The organism is Nonomuraea sp. NPDC003727 (genome assembly GCF_053586935.1).
Genome location: NZ_JBSFNE010000016.1, coordinates 1 through 22,136 on the forward strand (window position 1 = coordinate 1; position 22,136 = coordinate 22,136).

Consider the following 22,136-nt stretch of genomic DNA (forward strand, 5'->3'; position numbering starts at 1 on the left):
GCCCGAGCCCGAGCAGCATGGTGATCCACGAGTACAGCTCGAAGCCGTGGTAGTACGGGTAGACGGCGCTCTCGTCCGGCAGCCGGCCGGCAGCCGACTCCAGCAGGTCCGACAGGCTCTCGGGGATCTTGCGGCGCTTGATCTCCTGCCAGCACGGCGTGTCGGCGCGGGCGCCGGCCCGGTAGTGCAGGACCAGGAACTCAATGGTCCAGATCCAGCCGGCGTCCATCGCGGTCGCCGTGGTGTAGGGGTTGATCAGCTCCTGCTCCTCGCGAGGCACCCGCAGGGCGACCGCGCGGTTGTTCGGCAGCACGTCCAGGAAGGGGCGGAACGGCTCGCCCAGCGTCGGTTCGCCGGAGTCGAAACCGGTCGGCGCCTCCCACGACGCGACGGGAGTGGAGGGCTGACCCGTGACGCGGGCGACCACGCGGGTGTCGAGCGCACCGAGGCCGGCCAGGAGACCGGAGGTCCGCTACGAAGGGGCACCCGGGGTCTGGATCGGGCCCGCGATGTCGGTGAGAAGTAGCAGCACCCGGAGGCTCGGCTATTCACCTAACGCGCTACGTTATTGCTGACCGTGACGTTGTGGCGCCAGCGTGCCGGGGCACGGGCTCTGGGTGCGAGCACCTGCCGACTCCCGGACGCCCATGCCCTGCTTGCCCACAGGAGTGTCGTTTCCGCCAGCGGGGTTGCCGAGTGCGGCTGGCCTGCCTCAGGCGAGCGATGATTTCGCCGCCTGACGGAAGTCTTCACTTCGACCGTCCTTACCGACCTGATGCGAGGACTCGTGTGACTGACGAGAAAAGGCTGGCTGACATGACCAATCCGGCGCCGAAAGCACGGGGCAGTCGCGTGGCCGACATCTGGCCGCTGGTGCACGCCGAGCGAGCGGCCCTGGCGAGCGACCTGGTGGATCTGACCGACGAGCAATGGGCGACACCGTCGCTGTGTGCCGGGCTGAGCGTGCGGGAGGTGCTGGCGCACCTCACGGCAGGGGCGAGCCTTAACGGTGTGCGGTGGCTGGCGGGGGTGATCCGCTGCCGGTTCGACTTCGACAAGCAGGTCGCCATGCGGCTGGCCGAGCAGTTGGGCGCGACCGCGGCCGAGACGCATGACAGGTTCCGCCACGTCATCACGAGCACCACCAAACCGCCTCTCCCGGTCATCGCGATGCTGGGTGAGACGATCGTGCATGCCGAGGACATCCGGCGACCGCTGGGTATTCGCCATGGCTACCCGATCGAGACCCTCACTCGGGTAGCCGAGTACTACCGGAGCTCGGACGTGGTCGTCGCCGCCAAGAGACGGATCGTCGGCCTGCGACTCGCCGCCACCGACGGCCCTTTCACCACGGGTTCCGGCCCGCTGGTGTCCGGCACCACCCTGGCACTGGTGATGGCCACGACCGGACGCTCGGTGTACTGCGATGAACTTGACGGTGACGGCGTCGAAATCCTGCGCAATCGGCGCGAGATGAGATGACCCTGGGCTCGAAGCATTCGTTGTCCCACGACCGGTGACCGCTGCGGACACAACGGGCGCACCGCAGGTCATCGATCAGACCAGGAGGCCCAGGATCTCGAGCGTTTCCCAGGCCGTCAGCTTGCCGTTCGGGGTCGGTTTCCTCCTGCGCGAACTGGTTGATCAGCTCGGCGAGGGTTCGCCGCTCCTGCTCGGACAGGTCCTGCAGGAGGGCGATCACCGGCTCCAGCACCTCCATCGAGGCCTCGGGCGCGATGGCGTCGTCCTCGCCGAGATCAAGCCTGATAACGGAACAGACAGCCTCCACTCCGCGCACCACTGACGCGGGAACCCATCCAGGACGGGCGCCCGTGAATGGTAGATCCGCTGTTATGTGCCTAGTCGTGCTGGATTCCGTCGAGACCAAGCTCTCGGCTGAGATCCGCCATGTTCTCGAAAACACGGTCGGGGGGCAGCGATTGAATGGCAGAGAGCACCGTGTCGGGCGCTGCCTCGGACCGCGCCCGCTCCAGCAGTTCTTCCCTGCCAGCGGGAAACACATGCGTACCGCTGATCCACTTAGCCAGCTCGCTGCGGCTGTCGACCTGCTGTGAGCTCATCCCCTCCGGCGATCGAGGCTCATGTGGGGTGGAATGGTGTCTGCTACCGCCACCGGGTTGTTCCATGTCAGGTGTCCCCTCTCTAGTGAATAACAGGCCATACCCGCATTACCGTGGGCGAACATTGTGAGCTGCTCGGCGGAGGCGGTTGGCTACCTTCCTGCTCTCCACGCGAGCAAACCACGGCTCACGCATCGGGAGCGGAACGGACCCGATGCCATCCCGTCGTTCCCAGCGCCACCCCGCTTGGCAGAAAGGCCCAGGCACACCAAGCAATCTCACCGAGATCGCCGCCGGAACCGCCGCACAGGACACGGCAGAGGCCGACGTCGTCCGGTCGATCGGAGCTGTTCTCGTCACCGACCACACCAGACTCGACGCCCGCTCAAGCAGACCGCACGCGACTTGCAGGTGTCGTTGCCATCGCAGCCGTCGGCGCACCAGTGGACCACTCAAAAGCCTCATCCAGTGCGCCGGTCGTCCAAGGACATCTCGACCGGTTGCTGGAGGCGCAGAAGGCACTGGGCGCACCGCGGGCGGTTCCAGCCGGCGATGGCGGCCAGGCCGGCGCCGAGATGACGTTCCTTGGATTCGGGCGAGCCGCGTTGGACCAGCCACACCGTGGCCAGGATGAACAGCAGGAACTGCAGGTATTCCGACTGGCCCTGGCCAAGGCGCCTCGGGTCTCGCGACGGGTGCGGCCAGGAATGTCGCGTGTCGGTCATGAGACGTGCGGGCGACTCACGTCTCCCCTCCAACAGAAGGAGGAGGTCATCCATGACCGTCCTTACGGCCGATGTGCACTTCCATGATGGCATTTCGGTGGTGTGCTTGGCCGGCGAACTTGATGTGAACACGACCTCGACGCTGCTGGACGCTATGGAAACGGCCTTGTCGAATGGGCCCCGCTTCGTCGAGGTAGATGTTGCGGCGCTGACGTTCTGCGGCTCCGAGGGACTACGCGCGCTGTTGCATTTACAGGGTGCCGCCCTGCAAGCTGGATGCAGACTGCGCCTGGCCCACGTCCAGGGTGTGCTCCAGCGGGTGCTGGACATCACCCAGCTCTACAAGGCATTCACCATCGATCCTGTACAGGTGCCGCGCTGAACGCGTAGCCGCATGTGAGCGGGCAGGGTGCCGACTCGATGGCTCCGGTGCTCTGTTGGATGTGGCACAGCCAGCCGTCGCTTTGATGCAGGCATGACCGCCGTGGTCGGCCTGCTCATGTCCATCGCTGCTGGCACCGGTGGCGACCGGACCACCGCGGGGTTCACATCCAGCACGCGATAATTGGCTGATCGCCCGAGGGAAGTATGCGAGTGCGCCACTCTTCGAGGCGGGGTATTCGTCTGCCTAGGATGTGGCGCAATACCGCGATAAGGAGATCACTGCTCGACGGTAGGGTCCTCGTGCTCTAGACGCACTTCGACACGAAGGATTCTTCCCTGCGCAAGAGTGATGAAGTAGTCTCCGACCCGGTCGACGTGATCCATGGGTGCGGCTTCCAAACGGTCGTACTTCCAAACGAACCGCTCGACCGCTCGGATGACATCGGGCGCACTCTCAGGAGAGCTACCGTCGTCATCCTCCAGGGCCGCCGTCGGCCCGGATTCTTGCTCGAGCTGATGTCTGCGTTCTTCAAGAGCCAATCTATGGCTCTGCCAATCCATGAGCATCTTGAGAATCCGCTCCAGCGTGATGAGGGCCGCACCGCCATACATGACGACCCCTGAATGGTTGGCCGCCACGGTGAGGATGGTCTCCCACGGGCTCGCCAGGATCGTCCGACGCACCAGCAACTCATGCAGTTCGATCTCGTACTCGTCGCCGATGTAGCCATAATTCTCGGGCCGGTACGCCGCCAACATTGCGGCGAACTCGGGATGCCAGGCTACGGGAAAGGAGGGGGATCCCTGGGAGATTCTCAGCGCGAACCGCCATACCTCGTTCAGCGCCACCATGGATTGCGTAACACGCTCCAGGGGAGGGTGATCGCCGAGATCAATGGAGAGTTCGAGGACCGGACGTCGCGCCCTGGGAAGTGTCGAGTGCGAATGATCAGCCATGGCTGGACATCATCTCCCAGCGCAGGCCTCTCAGACAGACCTTCGGCGCAATCCAGCTCGGACCTCTACGGCCTGGACTACTCCACAACCTGATCAGACCACTTCGCCGTCGAGCACTGCCCCGCCGCATGACGGCCTCCACCGTCAACTCCGGACCTCCCACCACGTCACGGACCGTCACGGTGGCCCGTCCCCGGGCCGCAATGGCCGGCAAGGGAGCGCGAGCGCTCGCGCCGGGGAGTGCTCGACAGGCTGTCTCGCCACTCGGCTCTTACTGCACAGGAAGGGACAAGGAGCTCCTCATGTCACTACTCTCGGCACCCGCACCCTACAGAGGCCGAGTCCGTCACGAAGGGGCGAGCGGCGAGTCGTTGAGAGCCACGCGAACGGCAGAACCCTGAAAGCCACACTCACCCCTTCCGTGTCATTTGAACCATATGTCCCAGATGTCACAACATAGGGGATCACTGAACGTGATCAGATCTCCTGGACTCATTCCTCTGGGCGGCGATACTTGTCGGGGTCGTAGCCGCGTTCGGCGAGCACCCATCAGGTCATCGACGGCGTCGGCCCTTACCGCGTCAGGTGCGCCGAGATCGCTGCCAACGGCCACGAAGGCTTCGCAGTGACTTGACCCATTGTGTGACATCAAGGAGATCTTGCCAGCAAACGCTAAGGTGAGATCTTGTGCAGTCGCTCACGCCGGAAGATTTACGTCAGATCGGCCCCTATCGGCTCGCTGGTGTACTGGGGCGGGGCGGCCAGGGAACGGTTTACCTGGGCCAGGGGCCGTCCAACGAACAGGTCGCGGTCAAGGTGTTACACGCTGGAGCCGCGGCGGATGAGAACGCGCGCCGCCGGTTCCTGCGGGAAGCCGAGGCGGCTCGCCAGGTTGCTCCGTTCTGTACGGCGCGCGTGCTGGACACGGGCCTGGTGGGCGGCCAGCCATACATCGTCAGTGAACACATCCCAGGCCCGTCGCTCGACCTGCTGGTCAGGACCGAGGGTCCGCGTTCGGGCAGCGGGCTGGAGCGGCTCGCGGTGACCACGCTCACCGCGCTGGCGGCCATCCACCGGGCCGGGATAGTCCACCGTGACTTCAAACCGCACAACGTGATCATGGGGCCGGAGGGGCCCGTGGTGATCGATTTCGGGATCGCCAGGGTGACCGCCCAGACGGCCACGCACAGCGTGGTGGGCACCCCCGTCTACATGGCGCCGGAGCAGTTCGGCGGGGCGCCGATCACCCCGGCGGCCGACCTGTTCAGCTGGGCGACCTCCATGATCTACGCGGCCACCGGGCAGCAGGTCTTCAGTGGAGACACCCTTCCGGTGATCATGCACGCCATCCTGACCCGCGAACCCGACCTGTCGGCCGTGCCGCAGGAGCTACGCCCGGCGCTGGCGGCCTGTCTGGCCAAGGATCCCGCGGCCCGGCCGAGCGCCGCCGCCCTGCTGCGCCGCCTGACCGGCGACGAGGCTCCCGCCCCACTCGCGCAGTGGCCCACGGCGCACGCCACGATGGGCATGCCGGAGGCCGAGCAACTCGCTCTCCGGCCGCACCCGTCGGCACAGGAGAACGGGCCTGCCGGCTGGGCGCAGCAGCCTGGGCAGCCTGGATGGGGTGTCCCTCCCCAGCCTCCGCCCAGCGGCGGCGGCCGGTCGAAGAAGATCGGCCTCGCCGTCGGCGCTGGAGCAGTTGCCCTGGTGCTGGCCGTGGTGGGCGTGCGGGCCGTAGTCAAGAACGCGGTCCGGGGAGCGCTGTCGGGCGGTCAGTCCTCCACCTCCCAGCCCGTCTCCGCCTACTCCCCCGGACCGAGCCCTTCCGACACACCTTCGCAGACGCCTTCTCAGACAGCTTCGGAGGAGCCGACCGAGGAATCGTTCAACCCCGCGGACCTCAACAAGGAGAGCACCGACCCGACCCCGATCACGGCCGACGCCCTGCTTCCGCAGTCCTTCACGAGCGCCAAGGGGGTGCGTTTCAGCCGCAAGGCATTTGGGGTGGAGGACTGCCCGAGCCCGTGGCCCGATGCCAGAGTCAAGTCCGCCCTCCGCAAGGCACGCTGCGACGACATGGCGGTGGGTGCCTATATCAGCTCGGGCGCTCCGAACGGGCGCATCATGGTGACCGTCTGGGTCGTTCCGCTGAAGGACTCGGGCAGGGCCGGCACCGCGTACTCGAGGCTCAAGAACGTCTACGTGCAGGACTGGGGGATCCGGTGCCCCCAAACGGGGCCGGGATCGACCGGCATCTGCTACACCTCGAACTGGTGGAACGTGCAGTTGTACTCGTGGACCGGGCGGACCGGCCGATATGTGATCCGTACCCTGGCCGTCTACACGAACCTCACCAGAGACTCCAGCGCGACGAAGTGGCTCAAGGACGCCTCGCGTGCGGCGTTCAAGGAGTCAGGCCCCATGGTCTACCAGGACGGACAGTGATCGGACGGCGTGGGGCCGGAACCCGGTCAAAGGGAATTGCAGACAGGCCGTCCCCAGTCGACCGAGGACGGACCGGCAGCCCGCATCCTTCGACCTCTGCGAGCGCCCCAGCAGCACCACCCACCCCGCGAGCCTAACCACGATCAGATAAACCAGCCGCAACGGCATGAACAGCGACAAACCCCAGATCAGCCCGCCGGCCGAGTTTCGGGCACCCGCACGACCCGATGCGCTCTGCGCCAGCGGCCGCCTCGACCGGCTCGCCCGGCTGTCGTACGCAGATCGTCGTCGCCAAGCGGCGCCGGAGCGAGGACGCCATGCTCCCGGGCAAGAAGAAGATAGGCCGCCCCCACGTCCTGGGCCCCGCCGAACTCGCCACTGTGCGCCGCTTGGTCGGCGACGGCGTCTCTGTCACCAAAGCCGCCCGCACCCTCAAGATCGGCCGCTCCACCGCCTACGCGGCCCTCGCTGGGCACTGGCCGGCAATTGTCTAAGCTCGCGGCCCGTTTCTGCCGTATCCCGGTGGCTACTCCTAGCTGGGGTGCTCGCCGTCGTCGGTCATCGCCGCGCCTGCTGCGTAGCCGTACCGCCTTGATATCGGACAGGTTGGGTGTCGCAAGGGGTACCGAGCGCGGTCGCCGCGACACTGTCGTGCTGTCGGATCGCTGACGACCGGCGTCCCGGAAAATTCTTCAAAGAAGTCCGGGAGGAAGTGTCGGATCGGGGCGGTGGTGTTCGTAGCAGGGATGAGGCCGCCCGCAAGGGGGGCGGCGCCAAGGCAAAGGAACCGCGATCATGAAGCTGACGACCATGACGCAGGTCACCATCGATGGAGTGATGCAGGGAAACGGCGCCGCGTCGGATGACCGCAGGAACGGATTCGAGCGCGGCGGATGGGCCCGGGGGAAGGGCGACGACGAGACCAGGACGTTCATCACGCAGACCTACCAGCGCGCCGAGGCGTTCCTGTTCGGCCGGCGCACCTACGAGCTGTTCGCCGGCTCCTGGGGATCAGTCGGCCAGATGCGCGCACATCCCATCGGCGTGGCCTTGAACGAGGCCCCCAAGTACGTCGCCTCGACCACGCTCACCGCGCCGCGTTGGGAGGACACGACCGTCCTCCGCGGCGACCTCGCGGCGACCGTCAGTGAGCTGAAGGCCAAGCCCGGGGGTGAGCTGCAGGTGCACGGCAGTGGCATCCTGACCCGGTGGCTGCTGGAGAACGACCTGGTCGACGAGATGACTCTGATCGTGATCCCGGTGATCCTCGGCCAGGGCGCGAGACTGTTCCCGGAGTCCGGTCCGGATCTTGCGCTCGACCTGGTCGAGTCCCGGGTCGACGCGAAGGGCGTGACGATCCAGCGCTACCGGCCGGCCGGGCGCCCGCACTATGCAACGGCGTGAAAGTCCCTACCACCGAACCACGCTGTCTTGACACCACAGGAGATGATCTTCAGATGCGGTACCTGGTTTCCGTGATCGATGACAAGAGCAATCCCGGCAGCACGGACAGGCGGCCTGCCATCAGCGCGTTCAACGAGCGACTGATCGCCGAGGGCTACTGGGTTTTCGCGGGCGGACTCGCGGACACCGACGCGGCCACGGTCATCGACAACCGGGGCGAGCAGGCGGTGTTCAGCGACGGGCCTTTCGTGGAGTCGAAAGAGTACCTCGCCGGCATCTGGGTGTGGGAGGCCCCCGATCTGGATGTGGCGCTCAAGCTCGCGGCTGAAGCGTCGAAGGTCTGCGATCGGAAGATCGAGGTGCGGCCGTTCCAGTGAGCGACGTCGAGGAGGCGATCACCCGGGCCCACCACGACGAGTGGGCGCGGGTGGTGGCCGCCCTGACCAGGCGCTTCGGTGACCTCGACATCGCCGAGGAAGCGGCCGCCGAGGCGTTCGCGACCGCCGTCGAACGGTGGCCGGCCGACGGCGTACCCCCCAACCCCGGCGCGTGGCTGACCACCACCGCCAACCGCAAGGCCATCGACCGGATCCGGCGCGAGAACAAGCGCGACGACAAGCACAAGGAGGCTCAGATGGTGTACGACGACCCGCCCGAGCCTCTCGGCGCCATCGACGACGACCGGCTCCGGCTGATCTTCACCTGCTGTCACCCGGCGCTGGCGGTGGAAGCGCGCGTGGCGTTGACGCTGCGCATGGTCGGCGGTCTGACCGTGCCCGAGATCGCCCGCGCCTTCCTGGTGCAGGGGACCACCATGGAGCAGCGCATCACCCGCGCGAAGGCCAAGATCAAGGCGGCTCGCATCCCCTATCGCGTGCCGGCCGCCGAGGATCTCCCGGCACGCGTCACCGGCGTCCTCGCCGTCCTGTACCTCGTCTTCAACGAGGGCTACCTGGCCAGCGGCCCCGACACCGACCCCGTACGGCATGACCTGACCACCGAGGCGATCCGGCTCACCCGCCTGATCCGCGCGCTCCTGCCGCAGGACGGAGAAGTGGCCGGGCTGCTGGCGCTGATGCTGCTCACCGAGGCCCGCCGCACCGCCCGGATCTCGGCGAACGGCGAACTGGTCGCGCTCGACGAGCAGGACCGTGGGGCCTGGGACTCGGAACTGATCGCCGAAGGTCACCGGCTGGTGCGCGAGCGCCTGGCCGCTGCCGCCGCCGGGGTGGCTCCGGGTCGCTACCAGATCCTCGCCGCGATCAACGCCGTGCACACCTCCGCCCGCGACATCCGCGACACCGACTGGTCGCAGATCCTCGCCCTCTACGACCAGCTCGTCCGCCTCGACCCCTCGCCGATCATCGCTCTCAACCGGGCCATCGCCGTGGCCGAGCTCGACGGGCCGGAGGTGGCCCTGGCCATCGTTGACCGCCTCGCCGAGGCGTTGGCCGGCTATCACGCCTACCACGCCACCCGCGCCGACCTGCTGCGCCGGCTGGGCCGAAGTCAGCAGTCACGCGCGGCCTACGACCGGGCCATCGAGCTGGCCGGCAACACCGGCGAGACCGCCTACCTCACCCGCCGCCGCGACCAACTGCAGTAGCGCCCGCCCTTGAAGAGCGCACTTGATGCAGCGATGAAAGGCGACGCGGAACGCTGCACTGTTGACACGTTCGGACGCCAACCCTTCTCGCCGAGCAGCGGCGCAGGATTCGGGGGCGACGGGTCGCGGCGGCCGTAGAGACGCGGCCCGTTGTCGACCGGCCGCGAGTCGGCCGGAGCCGTCGTGCCGGCTTCCTCCTCTGCTTCGAAGCCATCGTTACCGCGACCTACGGACCGCTCCATGCCGGAGATCCCGGAAAGTCGCACGCCAACGCCAATGCAGACGCCGTCCCGGCCGGCCTCTTCCGGTTCGGCGTCGTCCTGTGCACCGCACTCGGACGCCAGCCCGCGGGACGCCTCGCTCGGTCTGGTGGGGACCAGGAGCAGGCCGGAGATGACAAGCCCGGACCCGACGAGGCCGACGAAACAGACGCGCGGGAAGAGAATCGATGCACTCCTTGCCCGTCTACGGCTGCCACCACGCCGGGCGACCGCGGCCCCTCTCGCGCCATGGGGGGCCGCGGTCCGCTTCGGAGGGACGTCAGGCGTGAGCGGTGCTGACCAGGCCGTAGTCCCCGTCGTCACGGCGGTAGACGAGCCGGCCGGCGCCGGTGTCCGCGTCGGCGAAGAAGACGAACGCGAACCCGGTCAGCTCCAGCCGTTCGATGGCCTCCTCTACAGTGAGCCGAGGAGCGGGCGACGGGCTGACCGAGATCGCCGCGCACATCGGCAACGGCAGGTCCGGCCGGGGCTCGACCTGGGCGAGCCCGTAGCCGTCGCCGTTGCGGTAGACGACGCTGTCCTGGCCCGTCGCGTCCTCGATGAACAGCAGGAAGTCGTAGTCGAGCTCCTCCATGTCCACCACCGCCTCGTCGGGCACGGCACGGGCCGCCGCGAGGGACCGCACGACCCGCCGCTCCCCGCCGGCATGCCCGGCCGGACGCTGCTGGTGGCGCCCCCGCCGGTTCTCCCAGTCCCTGGTGGTCTCCAGCAGCCGGGTCCGCAGGCGGTCGCCGAGCAGGTGGATGGCCGCGCGCGTGGAGGCGGCGCTGGCCTGGGCTCTGATGAGTCGCCCCTGGACGTCCAGGACGGCCTCCGCCGTCCGTTGCTTCACCGCGAGCCCGGGGGCGGTGGCCAGCTTGACCTTCGCGCCGAGCACCGGTTCGTGGGCGAGCCGCGCCAGGTGGGCCACGGTTTCCCTCGCGCGCCGGACGTCGGCAGGTCGTATCCCGCCACGGATCTTGACCTGCACGTCGGCGGGATCAAGAGCGATGGGCCTGTGCCTCATGCGTGAGCACCTTCTTCGCATCCGTTGCTGATGCCTCCACCCTCTGGCCGGTCCGGATATCGCTGCCAGGGACTTTCGTCCTCACTGCGCAAGGACGTTGGTTGTGCGACGGAAGGGGCCTGAGAGACGACGTTTTCTAGCCTGCTGTACAACGGACTTCGGTCTCTGCCGAGGGTGACGGCAGACGACAAGTGGTCGCATGCGGATCCTGGTGACGGAGTCGGACCCCTCCGGCGGGCGCGCGGCGTTGCTCGCCCTCGAAGCCAGCCTCGTGGATGGAGCCGGACGTCTCGGCGCAACGTGGCTGGCGACGCCGCCTGGGAAGGAGAACTGGCGGAACAGACGCAACGGCGTCGTGGTGACCCGTGCGGCGCTTGACCGCTGGGCACGTACCGGATCTCGTCCCGATTGCCTCGGTGACGTCCGATCCAGGACCAAGGTCCACAGGGTTGGGACCTTCGGCCCGGGTGTGGGCGCGGCGGTGTGCTCCAAGCTGGGCGGCGGGCGTCGGGGAGAGGCATCCGGCCAGGGCTGAGCGTGGTTCAGGAATGGTGGCGACGTGTCGCGTGGCGCTCGATCTTTCGTCCAGCGAGGAAAACGAGAGCATGACCACCGAGGCACGAATCAAGTCCCGCGAGCTACGCGACGCCCGAGCTGCCGCCGAGCGGCGAAGGAAAAAACGCACCCGCCTGGTCGCCGCCGGCGGCGGGCTGATCATCGTGGGGCTCCTGGTCGCCATCGTGATCAGCTTGATCAACGCGGCGGGTAACGACAGCTCCCCGGCGGCGCAGGGAGGCAAGGCCCCGGCGATCGCGACGGCGGGCGGGGCGTTGGCCCTGGGCAACACGGCCGCGCCCGTGCGGCTCGAGGTCTACCTCGACTACATGTGCCCGTACTGCGGGCGCTTCGAGCAGGCCAACAGCCGCGAGCTGGACAAGATGGTGGCCGACGGGACGGTGCGGCTGGAGCTGTACCCGCTGTCGTTCCTGGATCAGGCTTCCAGCGGCGCGAAGTACTCCACGCGGGCGGCCAACGCCGTCGCGACCGTCGCCGATCGGGCGCCGGACAAGGTTCTGGCGTTCAACGCGGCGCTGTTCGCCAACCAGCCCGAGGAGGGCAGCCGCGGCCTGTCTGACGACGAGATCGCCACGCTGGCCCGTCGTGCCGGGGTTTCGGCGGACGTGGTGGACGCCTTCACCGGCCGCAGCTTCGAGCCGTGGATCACAACCTCGACGCAGGCCGTGTTCAACACGGGGATCTCGGGCACGCCGACCGTGAAGATCAACGGCAAGGTGTTCGAGGGCGACCTCTACACGGCGGGCGCGCTGACGGCAGCCGTGACCGCGGCCAAGGGCCAGTAGTGGCAACGGTCCTCCACCGCGTGCACGTGTTCCGGCACTCCAACGCTTGGATCTTCGGAACGATGCTGTTGTCGGCGTGCCTGAGCCTGACTGCGTCCTTCGTGCTGTCGATCGACGCGGTGCGCCTGGCGGCCGACCCGGGCGCGGATCTGTCCTGCAACATCAACAGCGTCGTCAGCTGCGGCGCGGTCGGCAGTTCCTGGCAGGCGCACCTGTTAGGCTTCCCGAACGCCTTCCTGGGGCTGGTGGCCGAGCCGGTCGTGATCACGATCGCGGTGGCGAGCCTGGGCCGGGTGCGGTTCCCGCGCTGGTTCATGTTCGCCGCGCAGGTGATCTACACGCTCGGCCTGATCTTCGCGTACTGGCTGTTCTCCCAGTCCATGTACGTGATCGGCGCGCTGTGCCCGTGGTGCCTGCTGGTGACCGTGTCCACGACGTTGGTGTGGTCGACGCTGACACACGTGAACGTCCGCGACGGCAACCTGTTCCTGCCCCGCCGCGCGCAGAAGGCGCTGACCAGGGCCATCGACGCCGACCTGGACGCCATCGCCGTCACGATCTGGATCTTGATCATGATCTTGGTCGTCGTGCTCAAGTACGGCTGGACGCTGTTCGGCTAGCGTTGCCGGTATCCCGCGCGAGCGGGCACGGAACGCATGGCCGCTCGGAGGTTCCCAAGGATAGGTGCTGACCGCGGTCGGCCGCCGCTTCGGGATCTTCACCGCGGTGTCCCTGCCCGTTCCGCTCGCCACCGGCGTGGCGCTCACCTGGCACGGGGGCGTCACCAAGCAGCCTGAACCTGTCTCCTGCGGGGCAGTGGGTTCGGCGACACGATCCCCATGCGGCTCGCACCAGGCGCCCGTCAATCGACGGCTCATCAAGGCGCCCCAAGGGACCCTGCGGGGTTCCGGTCGGGAAACGGTCCATCGGAGGTGATCCAAGGGACCTTGGTCCCTGCCGTGACCACGGCGAGGCGCGAGATGTTGATCCCATGTCCGCTGTTACCCCTGTGCCGGGGATGTCCCGATGACCGATATCGGCGCGATCCCGGTATCCCCTGACACCGGATCGCTCGCCGCCCGGGAGCTTCCGTTCGCGACGCCCGGCGGCGTGAGCAGAACGGTGAAGGCCGCCGCCGCGGCGCCGTCGGTGCACAACACCCAGCCGTGGCGCTTCCACCGTGTCGACGACGCCACCATGGAGCTGTACGCCGACCTCGACCGGCTGCTGGCCGTCACCGACCCGATGGGGCGCGGACTCGGCATCAGCTGTGGGGCCGCACTGTTCAACCTGCGGCTGGCGATCCGGATGACCGGGCACGACGCCCACGTCACGGCGCTGCCCGACCCGGCCGCCCGACCCGACCTGCTGGCCACCGTGCACGCCGTCCTGGGCGACCCACCCGACCGGAACGAGCGGCTGATGTACGACATGATCCCGCACCGGCGTACCAACCGCTTCCCGTTCGACGGCCGCCGACTGCCCGGGGAGGTCTTCGTCGACCTGGTCCACGCCGCGCACGCCGAGAGCGCCACACTGGTCCTGGTCAAGGGGCGGACGGCGCGGCGTGTGCTCGACATGATCGGCACGGCCGACGACACGCTGGCCGCCGAGGAGTCCTATCGCGCCGAGCTGGCCTGCTGGACGGATCCGTGCCGGCGCTTCGACGGCGTGCCCGAGCATGCCTTCGGCCCTCGCCCGCGAAACAGGGAGTTGCCCATGCGGGACTTCGGCCTGGAGTGCGCGCGGCCGAGCGCCGACTTCGAGGCGGATCCGCAGATCGCGGCCCTTTTCACCAGGGGTGACGGGCCGCTCGACTGGCTGCGTGCCGGGCAGGCGCTGCAGCGAGTGCTCCTCGCCGCGACCGCGCACGGCGTGTCGGCGTCGATGTTCAGCCAGCCGCTCGACCTGCGCCCGGCGCAGCACCGCGCCGACCAGGCCGGGCCGATGGGTCACGTGCAGATGCTGGCCAGGTTCGGGTATGGCGCACCAGTCCCGCGCGTGCCGCGCCGTTCCGTGTTCGAGGTGCTCGACCCGGTGGAGGTCCCGCGTGTATGAGCCGCCGAGGCCCGTGTTGATCCAGGGCGGGATGGGGGTGGGAGTGTCCGGCTGGCGGCTGGCCCGGGCGGTCGCCGAGACCGGGCAGCTCGGTGTGGTGTCGGGCACGGCGCTGGACGTCACCCTGGCCCGACGGCTGCAGCGCGGCGACCCTGGCGGTCACCTGCGTCGCGCGCTGGCCTGCTTCCCGGTGCACGAGGTGGCCGAGCGCGTGCTCGGCCGCTACTTCGTACCCGGCGGCACCGGGCCGGACGTGCCGTACCGGCCTGTGCCCCGGCTCGGGCTGCGGCACAGCCGCGCCCGCGACGAGTTGGCCGTGGTCGCCAACTTCGCCGAGGTCTTCCTGGCCAAGGAGGGCCACGACGGTCCTGTCGGGGTCAACTACCTGGAGAAGATCCAGCTCGCCACCCCGGCCGCCGCCTACGGTGCGGTCCTGGCCGGGGCCGACTACGTGCTGATGGGCGCCGGCATCCCTGCGGAGATCCCGCGCCTGCTCGATGACCTGTCCGAGCACCGCCCCGCCCAGGTCTCGGTCGCCGTGGCGGGCGGTGACGGACACACGATCGGGATCGACCCGGTGCAGTTGCTCGGCCACCGTCTCACGCCGCTCGTCCGGTCCCGGTTGCTGGCGATCGTGGCGTCACACGTGCTGTCCGCGTACCTGGCCCGCTCACCGCTCACCCGGCCGGACGGGTTCGTGATCGAGACACCGGTGGCGGGCGGGCACAGCGCACCACCCCGCGGCCGGATGACGCTCGATGCAGCCGGAGAGCCGATGTATGGGCCACGCGACGAGGCCGACCTGGGCAAGGTGGCCGCGCTCGGCCTGCCGTTCTGGCTGGCCGGCGGGTACGGCACGCCCGGCGGGCTCGAGCGGGCCTGGGCGGCGGGCGCGCAGGGCATCCAGGTGGGGTCGGCGTTCGCGCTGTGCCGGGAGACCGGGCTCGACGAGGGCCTGCGCGGACGCCTACGCGAGCAGGCCGCGAGCGGCGCACTCCAGGTGCGCAACGACCCGCGCGCCTCGCCCACCGGGTTCCCGTTCAAGGTCGCCGACGTCGCAGAGACGCTGTCAGAGCAGGAGGTGTATCAGGCGCGGCCGCGGCTGTGCGACCTGGGCTACCTGCGCACACCGTACGCGAAGCCGAACGGCGCGATCGGCTACCGCTGCCCGGCCGAGCCGGTGGACACCTACGTGCGCAAGGGCCGCCCGGCCGAGGAGGCCGAAGGGCGGCGCTGCCTGTGTAACGGCCTGCTGGCCGCCATCGGCCTCGGCCAGCACCGCGCCGACGGCTACGACGAGCCGCCTCTGCTCACACTCGGCCAGAACGCCGCCTTCCTCGACGGCCTGCCCGACGACCACTCGGCCGCCGACGTCGTGGCCCACATCCTGCTGGGAGCCCGCATATGAGTCTGCGCCCGCCGCTGCGGCAGGTCCGGCGGGATGCCGCGGACCGCCCGTTCATCGTGATCTGGGAGGCCACGCGTGCATGCCTGCTGGCGTGCCTGCACTGCCGCGCCGAGGCCGTGCCCGACCGGCATCCGGAGGAGCTGACCACCGACGAGGCCACCGAGCTGATGCGGCAGGTGGCCGCCTTCGGCCGACCCGCGCCGCTGTTCGTGATCACCGGTGGTGACCCGTTCGAGCGACCCGACCTGTTCCAGCTGGTACGGCGGGCCCGCGAGCTCGGCCTCTCACCCGCCGTGTCGCCCTCGGCCACCCCGGCCCTCACCCCCGGCAACCTCGCCCGGCTGCGCGAGGCGGGCACCGCGGCGATCTCGCTGAGCCTCGACGGCTCCACGGCCGCCGGACACGACGCCTTCCGCGGCTACGACGGCGTGTTCGCCCGCACCATGGCCGCCTGGCAGGCCGCCCGCGAGGCCGGGCTCAAGGTGCAGATCAACACGACGGTCACGCGCCGCAACCTCGTGCGGCTGCCCGACATCGCCCGCCTGGTACGCGACCAGGGCGCGCTGCTGTGGAGTGTGTTCTTCCTGGTGCCCACCGGCCGGGGCCGCGCCCTGTCCGCGCTGAGCCCTCAAGAGGCAGAGGACGTGCTGCACTTCCTGTACGACCTCGGCACCACCATCCCGGTCAAGACCACCGAGGCCCACCACTTCCGGCGCGTGGCCGTGCAACGGCTGATCCTGGCCGAGCACGGCGCCGACCACGCCCAGACGTTGGGACCGCTCTACCAGGACCTGCACCGGCGGGCGCAGCGCGCCGGGCTGATCGGCCAGAGCCGGGTGCGCCGCCCGCCCATCGACGTGAACGCCGGGCGCGGTTTCGTGTTCGTCTCCCACACCGGCACCGTGCACCCGTCGGGATTCCTGCCGCTGGGCGCGGGCAACGTACGCGATCGGCCGCTGACCGACATCTACCGGTCCGCGCCCCTGTTCGCCGCCCTACGCGACGCCGACCGGCTCGGCGGGCGATGCGGGGCATGCGAGTTCCGGACCATCTGCGGCGGCTCCCGGTCCCGCGCGTACGCCTGCACCGGCGACGTGCTCGCCGAGGAGCCCTGGTGCGGCTACCAGCCAGGCAGCTTCCCCTACCAGAGCGACCTCGCCCGGCACCTCCACGCGTCCTAGGTCCCCGAGGTGGTGACCTTGGTCCATACCCCGCCACAGGACCTCTGAGCTGTGATGAGACCGGGACATCTACGGCACGCAGCAGCGGCCACCCATGAATCCACGATCACGTGAGGAAGACATGACAAACGCACCGGCCGCCACCCGTGGCCGCAGGCCCGCGTTGATGCTCGCCCTGGCGACTCTGGGCTTCGCGGTGAACTTCTGGGCCTGGGCCCTGCTCAGCCCGCTAGGCCCCCGTTTCAAAGAGCTGCTCGGCCTGTCGTCCGGGCAGCAGGCGCTGCTGGTCGCCGTACCGGTGATCGTCGGCTCGCTGGGCCGCATCCCCGTTGGCGCGCTCACCGACCGCTTCGGCGGGCGGGTGATGTTCCCGCTGATCTCCGCCGCCACTATCGTCCCCGTGCTGTTCATCGGGCTGTTCGGGCAGACCTCACTGGCCGCGCTGCTGATCGGTGGATTCTTCCTCGGCATCGGGGGCACCGTGTTCGCTGTCGGAGTGCCGTTCGTCAACGCCTGGTTCCCGCCGCACCGGCGCGGGCTGGCGGTCGGGGTCTTCGGCGCCGGGATGGGCGGCACCGCGATCAGCGCGCTGACCACCGTCACCCTGGTGCGGACCGGCGGCGCCGCCACCCCGTTCCTGATCACCGCCGTCGTCCTGGCCGCCTACGCCATCGTCGCGTGGCTGGTCCTGCGGGACGCCCCCGGCCGCACGGTCGCCACCCAGCCGCTCGCGACGCGCATGGCCGCGACCCTGAAGCTGGCGATCACGTGGCAGGCGGGAGTGCTGTACGCGGTCGCGTTCGGCGGCTACGTCGCCTTCTCCGTCTACCTGCCCGCCTACCTGCAAACCGGCTACGGCCTCGAGCTCGCCGACGCCGCCAACCGCATGGCCGGGTTCGTCGTCCTGGCCGTCCTGGCCCGTCCCCTCGGCGGCTGGCTGTCCGACCGCGTCGGCCCCATCCCTGTGCTGACCGGCGTGTTCGTCCTCATCGCCGTCATGGCGGGGGTGCAGGCGCTCACGCCCAGCCTCATGCCGATCGGCACGATCGCGTTCCTGACCATGGCTGCGGCGCTCGGCGCGGGCAGCGGCGCCACCTTCGCCCTCGTCGCCCAAGTCGCACCCCCCGACAAGGTCGGCACGGTCACCGGCCTGGTCGGCGCCGCCGGCGGCCTCGGCGGGTTCGTGCCGCCGCTGGTGATGGGCTTCATCTACGGACAGCTCGGCTCCTACGGCCTCGGCCTGGCCCTCCTGGCGATCACCGCCGCGCTCACCCTGGCCCTGACGGTGATCGTGGTCCGCTCAGCGGCTACCCGTCGCACGGCCGAGCAGGTTGGCACCCGCTGAACTGCTCGTTCGCCAGTGGCCGCGCGGCGGCTGACGGCGCGCAGTGCACGGGGACGGACGGCTCGGCGATGGGCGGCAGGACGTGGCGGCATTCCTCGCCGGCCATCGCCGGGGTGGTCGTCGGCTGCCTGGTGACCGCCGCCGCGGTCGTCATCGCCACGTCACCAACGCCGATGCCCAGCGGCACGACCTGTGCCTGACGACCGGCGAGCGCACTCCGATGCCGGCCTCCGGCGAGAGCGCCACGCTGAGACTCGAGCCGCTGGGCGAGGCCGTGAACGGCTGGTGCGCGGTGGCCGGGCACCGAGCGGCGGGCATGACCATGCGCGTCATCCCCACGGGCACGTCTATGGCGGTGACCTCGCTGGTGGCGAACATTCAGGTGGCCGAACGCCGCAGTGCCTGCCCCGCGCTCTCCGGAGCAGGCACTGCGGCGTAGCAGCCGGTCAGGGGCGGCCGATACGGACCTTCCAGACCTCTGGCCCCGCCTCGAGGTTCTCCCAGGTGAACGCGCCGGGGTGTTCGGCGGCGAACTGGTAGTAGAGCGGTTTGGGATCGTGGTCGTTGACGAGCACGAACGCCGTGCCCCCTGCCACTTCCTCGTATATGAGCGGATCAGGCCGCGGGACACCGCTCGTCGAAGACGCGTCGGACGTGCAAGCCTGTCATGGGGGTCGCGAAACCCGGTGACCCGTGACAGCGGGGTGGACGGGCGGCGGGTCTGGAGGATGGGATTTCTCACGTGCGACTCGCCGCCCGTCAGGGTGCATGCCCGTCATGGGCTCCACCGGCCGCGTGCGAGCTGGCGGCGGATCAGGTGGCGCTCATCGGACATGACCGAAACAGTAGATCCGAAGCCAGGGCCGCCGTCACCGCCACAGGTCACCTTCGCGGCGGGACTTTGGACCCGATCTTTCAGGGCGTTCGGCACGCGCCTGCTATTCCGCGTGGGGACGGTCCACGGTCTCCGCGACCGAGGGCGATCGGCGGCTGTCACGGGACTTTCGTCCCTGACTCGCGCATAGGGACGCTGGCAGGCTGGCGGTATGGAACTCGACTCGGCCGGCCTGCAGGTGCTTTCCCACGAGGAGTGCATGCGCCTGCTGCCCTCACGCCCGATCGGGCGGATTGTCTTCACCGACCGTGCCCTGCCTGCTGTGCAGCCGGTCAACTTCTGCCTGGACGGGGAGGACATCGTCATCCGCGCGGCGGCCGGTTCCAAGCTGGCCGCCGCCACCCGCCGTGCGGTCGTGGCCTTCGAGGTCGACGACTTCGACTCCAAGGAGCGGACCGGCTGGTCGGTCACCGTTGTGGGGCCGGCGCGTGTCGCCGACGATCCGGCGCAGATCGCCCGGCTGGAAAGCCTGCCGCTGACGCCGTGGGCACGCAGCCGCGACCACTTCATCCTCGTCACCACGGTGGAGGCCACCGGCCGACGTATCCGGCAGTCCACCTGACCCCATCCTCGACGCACCGCCGCCGAATAGCGTGAACCGAACCCCCGTGACGAACCAGCGAAGAGAACGACCGTGTCCGGACAACCGACGACGGCATCCTCCCCGCACCGCCGCCCGCTCCCCCAACCGAGCGCCGCGCGGCTCCGCGCCCGTCCGGCCGCGGGTCGGCTTCCGATGCTGGCCGGTGCCGTTGTCTCTGTGCTCGCCGGCCTCTACGGTGGACTCGCGCTCCTGCTGCCCGAAGTCCCCGTAGCCGAGGCGCTGGCCCGCGAGCACGGGCCGCCGCGGTGGCGCTCCGCTCTACGACCGAATGAGCAGCAGGCACGCACTCGACCAGCTTGGTGATCAGCTTTTCCGGGCTCTTCCACAGGTCGTCGCCCGCGGTGCAGCCCCAGTTGTCGTTGATCGTGACGCAGGCTTCCCAGGGCACGGGGCTGCCGTCCTCGGCACGGATGCCGTCGACCGGTATCAGTTGCTCCGGGGAGGCGAAGTCGCCGCTGTAGTCGGTCGGCGAACCGGTCACGATGGAGCCGCGGCCGCCGCCGTCGGCCTCCAGCCGATCGTCGATCAGCACGGTCGGCTGCAGGTCACGGACCATCGCGATACCGTCCGGGGGGCCCGCGCGGGTGCGGGGGACGCGGGTCCCCCGCACCCGGAGTCCTACATCAGCGGCACCGCCCGGTCCAGGGCGGGCGGGGCCACCGGCCCCTGCCGCAGGTAGGCCCGCATGGCCTCGTAGTCGCGGTTGCCGCGCACGGCGTCGGTGTACCCGGCGAAGGCGGTGTAGCCGTCGGCGCCGAGCAGCGTGTAGGCCAGCGCGGCGAGCCGGTAGGTCCTGCCGGTGTCGAGCGGCTGCCCGTTCACGATCACGTCGGCGGGGTCGACCCGGTCCCCGACGGGCCGGTTCGCGGAGTAGGAGAAGCGGACGTTCTTGGACACGGCCAGCGGCGCGAACTTCACGGTGCCGTTGGCCTGCGTCTGCCACTGCTGCTCCAGGGCCTGCTCGATCTGCGAGCCCTTGACCGAGACCGTGAGCACCGGGTTGGCGTAACCCCACGCCGCCCACGACTCGCCCATGAGCACCTGACCGTCGCTGTCGGCGGGGTTCGTGCCCTTGGCGAACCTCAGGTCGCCGCGCAGGGAGTTGGAGCCCTTGGTCGGCGCGACGGCCACCATGGCCAGGTCGGCCTGGCCGCCCTCGGTTCGCTGCGAGTCGAAGTAGGCCACGTCGGCCACGGTGTTGCCGAGCGTGCTCTGCCCCGTCGCGTCGCGGGTCCTGGTGAGGTCGCCGGTGATGGTCCCGTACGGCTTGGCGTAGGTCTCCTTCTGCTTGGCGTTCCAGTGGTCGACCAGCTTCACCATGGCGGGGTCGGGGGTGACGTCGCGGGTCACGGGTGGTTGACCGCGGTGGTCTCGGACCTGATGACGTCGCGGGTACGGTGGTCGAGCTTCAAGTTGATCTCGTTGATGAGGCGGCCGTGGTTGGCGGCCTCGACGACAGGGCGGGGGTTACCCGCCGGGTCGGGTAGCGAGCAGGTGAAGTACCAGTGCCAGTGGCCCGTGACGATGACGTCGATGTCGGGCGAGGCGTTGGCGGCGAAGTCCCAGATCGGCCCGCTCTTCTGGTCGGCGCAGCCGTTGTAGTCGTCTCCGGCCTTGCCTCCCTCGTGCACGTTGGCGACGATGGCCTTGACGCCGCGCCGCTTGAGGATGGCGGCGTACTTGTTGGCCGTCTCCACCAGCGGCAGGTTGTCCAGTGACGGCTGGTAGGAGGTGGAGCCGTCCACCGTGGTGGGCGTGGTCAGGTTGATGAACCCGACGGGGATGCCCTGGAAGCGCTTGATCACGTACGGCGGGAGCACCGGACGGGTGTCGCCCTTCCGCGTGATGTTGGCCGTCGAGATGGCGAAGTCGGCGCCGTGGAACTGCCGCCCGTCGGAGTCGGTGAAGCAGCTGTCGACCCCGATCTCGCCGAAGCACTCGCCTTCGCCCATGTGGTCGCGCAGGAACTCCAGGGACCGGTCCAGCTCGTGGTTCCCGACCGTGGTGAACTCCACCTTGATCTTGTTCAGGAACTCGATCGTGGGCTCGTCGGCGTGGTAGGACACCTCGGTCGGCCAGCCGCTGAAGTTGTCACCGACCGAGAACGTGACCGTGTTCTCATGGCCTTGCCGGAGCTTGTCCAGATGCGTCGCCACGTACGGCGCGCCGCCCACCACCAGGGTGTTCCCCTGCGGATCCTTGATCGTCCCGTCGGAGGCGTTGTTCTGCGGGGTGATGTAACCGTGGAAGTCGGTGAGGGACAGCAGTTGCACGTCCACGGGTTTCGGGTCGGCCAGTGCCGGTGAGGCGGAGGAGGCCAGAGTGACGCCTAAGGCGACGACGATCCACTTGAGACGGGAATGCACACATACTCCTCGATAGGGGGATACAACGG

25 protein-coding genes are annotated in these 22,136 nt (G+C 69.2%); 16 read left to right on the forward strand and 9 right to left on the reverse strand.

Going from position 1 to position 22,136, the window contains the following annotated elements:
• Nucleotides 1–427, reverse strand: a 427-nt coding sequence (locus ACWDLG_RS33935; protein WP_449928026.1) for a tryptophan 7-halogenase, incomplete at its 3' end; no start/stop codon positions are given.
• A gap of 389 nt (nucleotides 428–816) precedes the next feature.
• On the opposite strand from ACWDLG_RS33935, the gene ACWDLG_RS33940 reads away from it, so the two are divergent.
• Both ACWDLG_RS33940 and ACWDLG_RS33945 read left to right on the forward strand, forming a co-directional pair.
• Nucleotides 817–1,482 (forward strand): maleylpyruvate isomerase family mycothiol-dependent enzyme, encoded by a 666-nt coding sequence (locus ACWDLG_RS33940; RefSeq protein ID WP_449928028.1) that lies wholly within the window; start codon nucleotides 817–819, stop codon nucleotides 1,480–1,482.
• 34 nt (nucleotides 1,483–1,516) lie between these two features.
• Nucleotides 1,517–1,804, forward strand: coding sequence for a hypothetical protein (locus tag ACWDLG_RS33945; RefSeq protein ID WP_449928030.1), 288 nt, complete (start codon nucleotides 1,517–1,519; stop codon nucleotides 1,802–1,804).
• Nucleotides 1,805–1,859: 55 nt separating this feature from the next.
• On the opposite strand, the gene ACWDLG_RS33950 is transcribed toward ACWDLG_RS33945, so the two are convergent.
• Together ACWDLG_RS33950 and ACWDLG_RS33955 are read right to left on the reverse strand one after the other, a co-directional pair.
• Nucleotides 1,860–2,081 (reverse strand): DUF2795 domain-containing protein, encoded by a 222-nt coding sequence (locus ACWDLG_RS33950; RefSeq protein WP_354912621.1) that lies wholly within the window; start codon nucleotides 2,079–2,081, stop codon nucleotides 1,860–1,862.
• 461 nt (nucleotides 2,082–2,542) lie between these two features.
• On the reverse strand, nucleotides 2,543–2,860 hold the full coding sequence (locus tag ACWDLG_RS33955; protein ID WP_449928032.1) for a DUF6766 family protein: 318 nt from the start codon (nucleotides 2,858–2,860) through the stop codon (nucleotides 2,543–2,545).
• On the opposite strand from ACWDLG_RS33955, the gene ACWDLG_RS33960 reads away from it, so the two are divergent.
• Entirely contained in the window at nucleotides 2,859–3,188 is a 330-nt protein-coding gene (locus ACWDLG_RS33960; RefSeq protein WP_449928034.1) for an STAS domain-containing protein, read from the forward strand. The two genes, ACWDLG_RS33955 and ACWDLG_RS33960, sit on opposite strands and share 2 nt — an antisense overlap.
• Nucleotides 3,189–3,466: 278 nt before the next feature.
• Here ACWDLG_RS33960 and ACWDLG_RS33965 read toward each other — a convergent pair whose 3' ends face one another.
• Nucleotides 3,467–4,147 (reverse strand): hypothetical protein, encoded by a 681-nt coding sequence (locus ACWDLG_RS33965; protein WP_449928036.1) that lies wholly within the window; start codon nucleotides 4,145–4,147, stop codon nucleotides 3,467–3,469.
• Between the two features lie 687 nt (nucleotides 4,148–4,834).
• Between ACWDLG_RS33965 and ACWDLG_RS33970 the strand changes: the two genes are divergently transcribed.
• The 5 genes from ACWDLG_RS33970 to ACWDLG_RS33990 all read left to right on the forward strand — a co-directional run bounded on the left by ACWDLG_RS33970 (nucleotide 4,835) and on the right by ACWDLG_RS33990 (nucleotide 9,602).
• Nucleotides 4,835–6,592, forward strand: a complete 1,758-nt coding sequence (locus tag ACWDLG_RS33970; RefSeq protein ID WP_449928038.1) for a serine/threonine-protein kinase — start codon at nucleotides 4,835–4,837, stop codon at nucleotides 6,590–6,592.
• A gap of 227 nt (nucleotides 6,593–6,819) precedes the next feature.
• The gene (locus tag ACWDLG_RS33975) at nucleotides 6,820–7,086 is read left to right on the forward strand and encodes a helix-turn-helix domain-containing protein (RefSeq protein ID WP_449928040.1); all 267 of its coding nucleotides are present in this window, start codon (nucleotides 6,820–6,822) and stop codon (nucleotides 7,084–7,086) included.
• 301 nt (nucleotides 7,087–7,387) lie between these two features.
• The gene (locus tag ACWDLG_RS33980) at nucleotides 7,388–7,996 is read left to right on the forward strand and encodes a dihydrofolate reductase family protein (protein ID WP_449928042.1); all 609 of its coding nucleotides are present in this window, start codon (nucleotides 7,388–7,390) and stop codon (nucleotides 7,994–7,996) included.
• A 53-nt stretch (nucleotides 7,997–8,049) separates the two neighbouring features.
• Entirely contained in the window at nucleotides 8,050–8,373 is a 324-nt protein-coding gene (locus ACWDLG_RS33985; RefSeq protein ID WP_360702003.1) for a YciI family protein, read from the forward strand.
• Nucleotides 8,370–9,602, forward strand: coding sequence for an RNA polymerase sigma factor (locus ACWDLG_RS33990; RefSeq protein WP_449928045.1), 1,233 nt, complete (start codon nucleotides 8,370–8,372; stop codon nucleotides 9,600–9,602). The genes ACWDLG_RS33985 and ACWDLG_RS33990 overlap by 4 nt, the downstream gene beginning before the upstream one ends.
• A 540-nt stretch (nucleotides 9,603–10,142) precedes the next feature.
• Here the strand turns inward: ACWDLG_RS33990 and ACWDLG_RS33995 are convergent.
• Nucleotides 10,143–10,889, reverse strand: a complete 747-nt coding sequence (locus ACWDLG_RS33995) for a sigma 54 modulation/S30EA ribosomal C-terminal domain-containing protein (protein WP_449928047.1) — start codon at nucleotides 10,887–10,889, stop codon at nucleotides 10,143–10,145.
• Between the two features lie 566 nt (nucleotides 10,890–11,455).
• Here ACWDLG_RS33995 and ACWDLG_RS34000 point away from each other — a divergent pair.
• From ACWDLG_RS34000 to ACWDLG_RS34030, 7 genes are all read left to right on the forward strand, one after another.
• On the forward strand, nucleotides 11,456–12,250 hold the full coding sequence (locus ACWDLG_RS34000; protein WP_449928049.1) for a DsbA family protein: 795 nt from the start codon (nucleotides 11,456–11,458) through the stop codon (nucleotides 12,248–12,250).
• Nucleotides 12,250–12,870, forward strand: a complete 621-nt coding sequence (locus ACWDLG_RS34005) for a vitamin K epoxide reductase family protein (RefSeq protein ID WP_449928050.1) — start codon at nucleotides 12,250–12,252, stop codon at nucleotides 12,868–12,870. The genes ACWDLG_RS34000 and ACWDLG_RS34005 overlap by 1 nt, the downstream gene beginning before the upstream one ends.
• Nucleotides 12,871–13,276: 406 nt before the next feature.
• Nucleotides 13,277–14,308: an Acg family FMN-binding oxidoreductase gene (locus tag ACWDLG_RS34010; protein ID WP_449928052.1), complete on the forward strand. Its 1,032-nt coding sequence runs from the start codon at nucleotides 13,277–13,279 to the stop codon at nucleotides 14,306–14,308.
• On the forward strand, nucleotides 14,301–15,716 hold the full coding sequence (locus ACWDLG_RS34015; RefSeq protein WP_449928053.1) for a nitronate monooxygenase: 1,416 nt from the start codon (nucleotides 14,301–14,303) through the stop codon (nucleotides 15,714–15,716). Before ACWDLG_RS34010 ends, ACWDLG_RS34015 begins: the two co-directional genes overlap by 8 nt.
• Nucleotides 15,713–16,897, forward strand: a complete 1,185-nt coding sequence (locus tag ACWDLG_RS34020) for a TIGR04053 family radical SAM/SPASM domain-containing protein (RefSeq protein ID WP_449928055.1) — start codon at nucleotides 15,713–15,715, stop codon at nucleotides 16,895–16,897. Before ACWDLG_RS34015 ends, ACWDLG_RS34020 begins: the two co-directional genes overlap by 4 nt.
• 121 nt (nucleotides 16,898–17,018) lie before the next feature.
• Nucleotides 17,019–18,242, forward strand: a complete 1,224-nt coding sequence (locus ACWDLG_RS34025; protein WP_449928057.1) for an MFS transporter — start codon at nucleotides 17,019–17,021, stop codon at nucleotides 18,240–18,242.
• 82 nt (nucleotides 18,243–18,324) lie between these two features.
• Entirely contained in the window at nucleotides 18,325–18,681 is a 357-nt protein-coding gene (locus ACWDLG_RS34030) for a hypothetical protein (protein ID WP_449928059.1), read from the forward strand.
• 7 nt (nucleotides 18,682–18,688) lie between these two features.
• Here ACWDLG_RS34030 and ACWDLG_RS34035 read toward each other — a convergent pair whose 3' ends face one another.
• Complete coding sequence (locus ACWDLG_RS34035) at nucleotides 18,689–18,838, reverse strand: DUF2249 domain-containing protein (protein WP_449928061.1); 150 nt, start codon at nucleotides 18,836–18,838, stop codon at nucleotides 18,689–18,691.
• Between the two features lie 450 nt (nucleotides 18,839–19,288).
• On the opposite strand from ACWDLG_RS34035, the gene ACWDLG_RS34040 reads away from it, so the two are divergent.
• A complete protein-coding gene (locus ACWDLG_RS34040) occupies nucleotides 19,289–19,699 on the forward strand; it encodes a pyridoxamine 5'-phosphate oxidase family protein (protein WP_354912653.1) in 411 nt (136 codons plus the stop codon).
• Here ACWDLG_RS34040 and ACWDLG_RS34045 read toward each other — a convergent pair.
• The 3 genes from ACWDLG_RS34045 to ACWDLG_RS34055 form a co-directional block, all read right to left on the reverse strand.
• Nucleotides 19,653–20,297, reverse strand: coding sequence for an alpha-L-fucosidase (locus tag ACWDLG_RS34045; RefSeq protein ID WP_449928063.1), 645 nt, complete (start codon nucleotides 20,295–20,297; stop codon nucleotides 19,653–19,655). The two genes, ACWDLG_RS34040 and ACWDLG_RS34045, sit on opposite strands and share 47 nt — an antisense overlap.
• A 62-nt stretch (nucleotides 20,298–20,359) precedes the next feature.
• Nucleotides 20,360–21,091, reverse strand: coding sequence for a 5'-nucleotidase C-terminal domain-containing protein (locus tag ACWDLG_RS34050; RefSeq protein ID WP_449928065.1), 732 nt, complete (start codon nucleotides 21,089–21,091; stop codon nucleotides 20,360–20,362).
• The gene (locus ACWDLG_RS34055; RefSeq protein ID WP_449928067.1) at nucleotides 21,088–22,107 is read right to left on the reverse strand and encodes a metallophosphoesterase; all 1,020 of its coding nucleotides are present in this window, start codon (nucleotides 22,105–22,107) and stop codon (nucleotides 21,088–21,090) included. The genes ACWDLG_RS34050 and ACWDLG_RS34055 overlap by 4 nt, the downstream gene beginning before the upstream one ends.
• Nucleotides 22,108–22,136 lie beyond the last annotated feature (29 nt).

Bases quoted from the DNA above. Each gene is read 5' to 3' on its own strand.
- ACWDLG_RS33965 (WP_449928036.1), bottom strand. From the start codon at position 4,147: ATGGCTGATCATTCGCACTCGACACTTCCCAGGGCGCGACGTCCGGTC.
- ACWDLG_RS33955 (WP_449928032.1), bottom strand. From the start codon at position 2,860: ATGGATGACCTCCTCCTTCTGTTGGAGGGGAGACGTGAGTCGCCCGCA.
- ACWDLG_RS33995 (WP_449928047.1), bottom strand. From the start codon at position 10,889: ATGAGGCACAGGCCCATCGCTCTTGATCCCGCCGACGTGCAGGTCAAG.
- ACWDLG_RS34010 (WP_449928052.1), top strand. From the start codon at position 13,277: ATGACCGATATCGGCGCGATCCCGGTATCCCCTGACACCGGATCGCTC.
- ACWDLG_RS34020 (WP_449928055.1), top strand. From the start codon at position 15,713: ATGAGTCTGCGCCCGCCGCTGCGGCAGGTCCGGCGGGATGCCGCGGAC.
- ACWDLG_RS33975 (WP_449928040.1), top strand. From the start codon at position 6,820: ATGCGCTCTGCGCCAGCGGCCGCCTCGACCGGCTCGCCCGGCTGTCGT.
- ACWDLG_RS33985 (WP_360702003.1), top strand. From the start codon at position 8,050: ATGCGGTACCTGGTTTCCGTGATCGATGACAAGAGCAATCCCGGCAGC.
- ACWDLG_RS33980 (WP_449928042.1), top strand. From the start codon at position 7,388: ATGAAGCTGACGACCATGACGCAGGTCACCATCGATGGAGTGATGCAG.
- ACWDLG_RS33950 (WP_354912621.1), bottom strand. From the start codon at position 2,081: ATGAGCTCACAGCAGGTCGACAGCCGCAGCGAGCTGGCTAAGTGGATC.
- ACWDLG_RS33940 (WP_449928028.1), top strand. From the start codon at position 817: ATGACCAATCCGGCGCCGAAAGCACGGGGCAGTCGCGTGGCCGACATC.
- ACWDLG_RS34045 (WP_449928063.1), bottom strand. From the start codon at position 20,297: ATGGTCCGTGACCTGCAGCCGACCGTGCTGATCGACGATCGGCTGGAG.
- ACWDLG_RS34025 (WP_449928057.1), top strand. From the start codon at position 17,019: ATGACAAACGCACCGGCCGCCACCCGTGGCCGCAGGCCCGCGTTGATG.
- ACWDLG_RS33960 (WP_449928034.1), top strand. From the start codon at position 2,859: ATGACCGTCCTTACGGCCGATGTGCACTTCCATGATGGCATTTCGGTG.
- ACWDLG_RS34040 (WP_354912653.1), top strand. From the start codon at position 19,289: ATGGAACTCGACTCGGCCGGCCTGCAGGTGCTTTCCCACGAGGAGTGC.